The organism is Planktotalea sp. (genome assembly GCF_049680325.1).
GTDB lineage: Bacteria > Pseudomonadota > Alphaproteobacteria > Rhodobacterales > Rhodobacteraceae > Planktotalea.
Window position 1 is genome coordinate 1 of sequence record NZ_JBAUHO010000367.1, and the last position, 3,734, is coordinate 3,734.

Sequence of the window (3,734 nt, forward strand, 5' to 3'; positions counted from 1 at the left end):
GGTTGGGTGCACCGAGCTACTTCGGAAAAGGTGGAATAACTAATGGTCGCCCCTCAAACCTTCGAAGTGTTCATCGACGAAATGCGCGCTGAGGCTCCCACTCTCGAAACCGCACAGATGTTCGGCAAACCCTGCGCTCGGCTTGCGGGGCAAAAGCCTGTCTTGTCATTTTATCAAGACTCCATGGTTTTCAAACTCGGCGCGACGCGCGTTGAGGAAATATTCGTCTCCCATCCAGAGGCGGTGCCGTTTGACCCATCGGGCAAAGGCAGACCGTTCAAGGATTGGGTACAGGTGCCCGAAGGCATCGACACAGATTGGCATGCGCTCGCCCGCGAAGCGCTTGGCCTTAGTTAAACAGGAAAAATAGCGATGAAATTCACACTGTCCTGGCTGAAAAAGCACATTGAGACTGAGGCATCTTTGGATGATATTCTCTACGCCTTGACCGATCTTGGTCTTGAAGTGGAAGAGGTGAGCAATCCTGCGGATGCGCTGAAATCTTTCACTTTGGCAAAGGTGAAGTCAGCCGAGCAGCATCCTGACGCGGATCGCTTGCGGGTGTGCCAAGTGGAAACCAACGCGGGTTTGCAACAGATCGTTTGCGGTGCACCGAATGCCCGCGAAGGGATCACGGTGGTGCTGTGCAAGCCGGGCGAGTATGTGCCGGGCATTGATGTGACGCTCTCCGTTGGCAACATTCGCGGCGTTGAGAGCCATGGCATGATGGCGTCGGAGCGCGAGTTGGAACTGTCCGAAGAGCATGACGGCATTATCGAATTGCCCTCTGGCGAAGTCGGTGAATTGTTCGTCGATTGGCTGGCTGCGAACGATCCATCCAAGGTCGATCCTGTGATCGAGATCGCGATTACGCCGAACCGTCCTGATGCGCTTGGTGTGCGCGGTATCGCGCGCGATTTGGCGGCGCGTGGGCTTGGCACATTGAAAGCTTGCGAGGTTGAACCTGTCGCGGCGAGCTTTAAGGCCGATGTTGAAGTTACGATTGACGCCGACACGCTGGATGGTTGCCCCGTCTTTTGTGGCCGTGTCATCAAGGGTGTGAAGAACGGTCCGTCCCCCGCATGGATGCAGGACGCACTGCGCGCCATTGGTCTGCGCCCGATCAATTTCCTCGTCGATGTGACGAATTTCTTCACCTACGATCAGAACCGTCCCTTGCATGTGTTTGACCTTGATAAGGTCAAAGGCAACCTGCGCGTTCATCGCGCGGCGGGCGGCGAGACACTCGTGGCGCTGGATGACAAAGAATACACGTTGCAAGCGGGTCAGATGGTCATCTCCGACGATCAAGGCCCTGAAAGCATCGCGGGTGTGATGGGCGGTGTGCATTCGGGTTGCTCCGAGGAGACGGTGAATGTCTTCGTCGAGAGCGCTTATTGGGACCCGATCCAGATCGCCTATACGGGCCGCGCATTGAAGATCAATTCTGATGCGCGGTATCGTTTCGAGCGCGGCGTTGATCCTGCGTTCACCCCTGTTGGTCTTGAACATGCCGTGCGCATGATCGTGGACATCGCGGGCGGTGAGGCCTCGGAAGTTATCCACCTTGGTGCCGTGCCAGATGTAAGCCGCGCTTACAAACTTGATACGGATCGTTGCTCTTCCCTTGTTGGCATGGACATTCCAGCCGAGACACAGCGCGCAACATTAAGTGCGCTTGGGTTCGTCATGGACGGCGATATGGCGCAGGTGCCAAGCTGGCGTCCTGATGTGCAAGGCGAGGCCGACCTCGTTGAGGAAGTCGCGCGCATTGAATCGCTGACGGGCCTCAAAGGAAAGCCGTTGGCACGCCTTGATGCGGGCATCACCGAAGCAATCCTGTCACCTATGCAGGTCCGCGAACGCGCGGCGCGGCGCACGGCAGCGGCGCTTGGCTATAATGAATGTGTGACCTACAGCTTCATCGACAAAGCCTCAGCGACGCTTTTCGGCGGCGGCGGTGATGCGACGATGCTTGCAAATCCGATCAGCTCGGAAATGAGCCACATGCGTCCCGCGTTGTTGCCGGGCTTGCTGCAAGCCGCAGCGCGCAATCAGGCGCGCGGGTTCATGGAACAAGCGCTCTTTGAAGTTGGTACGGCCTTTCACGGCGGTGAACCGGGTGAACAGCATGTGCAAATCTCTGGCCTGATTACAGGTCGCACAGGTCCGAAGGATGTGCATGGCGAGGCGCGTCAAGTGGATGTGTTCGATGTCAAGGCCGATGCAGAGGCAATTCTGACAGCGATTGGTGCACCTGCGAAGGTGCAAATTCTGCGAACAGGCGATGCATGGTGGCATCCTGGCCGCCACGGCGTGATTTGCTTGGGCCCAAAGAAAGTGCTGGGCGTATTCGGTGAGATTCATCCCAAAGTCCTAGCGGCGATGGGTGTCAAAGCTCCTGCCATGGGCTTTACCATTTGGCCTGCGGAAGTGCCGCTGCCGAAGAAGAAAACATCGACGCGACCCGCGCTTGTCTTGCGCGATTTGCAAGCGGTAGAGCGTGATTTCGCCTTTGTCGTGGATGCGGATGTCGAGGCTTTGACGCTTGTCAACGCCGCTGCGGGCGCGGACAAAGCGTTGATCGAAGACGTGCGCGTTTTTGATGAATTCATCGGTGGATCACTTGGCGAAGGCAAAAAATCCATCGCCGTAACCGTTCGCCTGCAACCGGCAGAAAAAACGCTTAAAGAAGCAGAGATCGAAGCAGTTAGCGCAAAGATTGTTGAGAAAGTCGGCAAAGCAACAGGCGGTGCCCTGCGCGGCTAGAGGTTTTTCAGGAAAAGGATGCATCATGCTCAAGGTATATTTGTCTGGCGAAATTCACACGGATTGGCGCGAACAGATTATCGCGGCTTGCGACGGGCTTGATGTGTCGTTCTCTGCGCCTGTCACGGATCATGGTGCCAGCGACGATTGCGGCGTCGCTATTCTGGGCGAAGAGCCGAACAAATATTGGCACGATCACAAGGGCGCGATGGTGAATGCGATCCGCACGCGCAAAGGCATCACCGATGCGGACGTTGTCGTTGTCCGCTTCGGTGAAAAGTACAAACAGTGGAATGCGGCATTCGATGCGGGCTTTGCTGCGGCGCTTGGCAAGTCACTGATCGTATTGCATCAGGACGAACATCAGCACGCTCTGAAGGAAGTAGATGCTGCTGCCCTTGCCGTTTGCAAAGAGCCGCAGCAAGTTGCAGAAATTCTGCGCTATGTCCTGACGGGCAAGCTTCCTGCTTAGGCAGGGCGCGCCGGGGTCGCGAGGCCTTTTTGAACTGCCGGGCGCTCTAAGAAACGATCAAGGTAGGCAACTGCGTTCTTGTGATTGTCCCAACCCGTCACCTCACGTGCCCCATAAAAATCAAGGGCACGTAGCCAAGGGGCAATCGCAATGTCGGCGATAGAGTAATCACCGGCAATCCAGTCCTTACCTTCGAGCTGCTTGTCGACGACAGCCAAAAGGCGCTTCGCTTCATTGATGTAACGCTCTTTTGGACGCGTATCTTCAATCTCAGCCCCTGCAAACTTGTAAAAGAACCCAAGCTGCCCGAACATCGGACCCAAGCCGCCCATTTGAAACATAAGCCATTGGGTTATCTGCGCTTTGTCCGCATTGTTTGAGCCAATTAATTTCCCTGTCTTTTCCGCAAGATACAAAAGGATTGCGCCGCTTTCGAACAAGCCGATCGGCGCGCCGTCCGGGCCGTTGGGGTCAATGATGGCCGGAATTTTGT

4 protein-coding genes are annotated in these 3,734 nt (G+C 56.1%); 3 read left to right on the plus strand and 1 reads right to left on the minus strand.

Features of this window, described 5'->3' with window-relative positions; translation table 11 throughout:
- Nucleotides 1-42 precede the first annotated feature (42 nt).
- Genes WBC85_RS16460 through WBC85_RS16470 form a run of 3 tightly spaced genes read left to right on the plus strand, consistent with a single transcriptional unit; the run spans nucleotide 43 to nucleotide 3,241 of the window.
- Nucleotides 43-357 carry a hypothetical protein gene (locus WBC85_RS16460; RefSeq protein ID WP_424439834.1) on the plus strand — a complete coding sequence of 105 codons (315 nt, stop codon included), beginning with the start codon at nucleotides 43-45 and terminating at the stop codon, nucleotides 355-357.
- A gap of 15 nt (nucleotides 358-372) precedes the next feature.
- On the plus strand, nucleotides 373-2,769 hold the full coding sequence (gene pheT / locus WBC85_RS16465; protein WP_424439837.1) for a phenylalanine--tRNA ligase subunit beta: 2,397 nt from the start codon (nucleotides 373-375) through the stop codon (nucleotides 2,767-2,769).
- Nucleotides 2,770-2,794: 25 nt separating this feature from the next.
- Nucleotides 2,795-3,241: a YtoQ family protein gene (locus WBC85_RS16470; RefSeq protein ID WP_424439840.1), complete on the plus strand. Its 447-nt coding sequence runs from the start codon at nucleotides 2,795-2,797 to the stop codon at nucleotides 3,239-3,241.
- On the opposite strand, the gene WBC85_RS16475 is transcribed toward WBC85_RS16470, so the two are convergent.
- Nucleotides 3,238-3,734 (minus strand): glutathione binding-like protein (locus WBC85_RS16475; RefSeq protein ID WP_424439843.1); only part of this gene is annotated, 497 nt, incomplete at its 5' end. The genes WBC85_RS16470 and WBC85_RS16475 overlap by 4 nt on opposite strands.

Bases quoted from the DNA above. Each gene is read 5' to 3' on its own strand.
- WBC85_RS16460 (WP_424439834.1), top strand. From the start codon at position 43: ATGGTCGCCCCTCAAACCTTCGAAGTGTTCATCGACGAAATGCGCGCT.
- pheT (WP_424439837.1), top strand. From the start codon at position 373: ATGAAATTCACACTGTCCTGGCTGAAAAAGCACATTGAGACTGAGGCA.
- WBC85_RS16470 (WP_424439840.1), top strand. From the start codon at position 2,795: ATGCTCAAGGTATATTTGTCTGGCGAAATTCACACGGATTGGCGCGAA.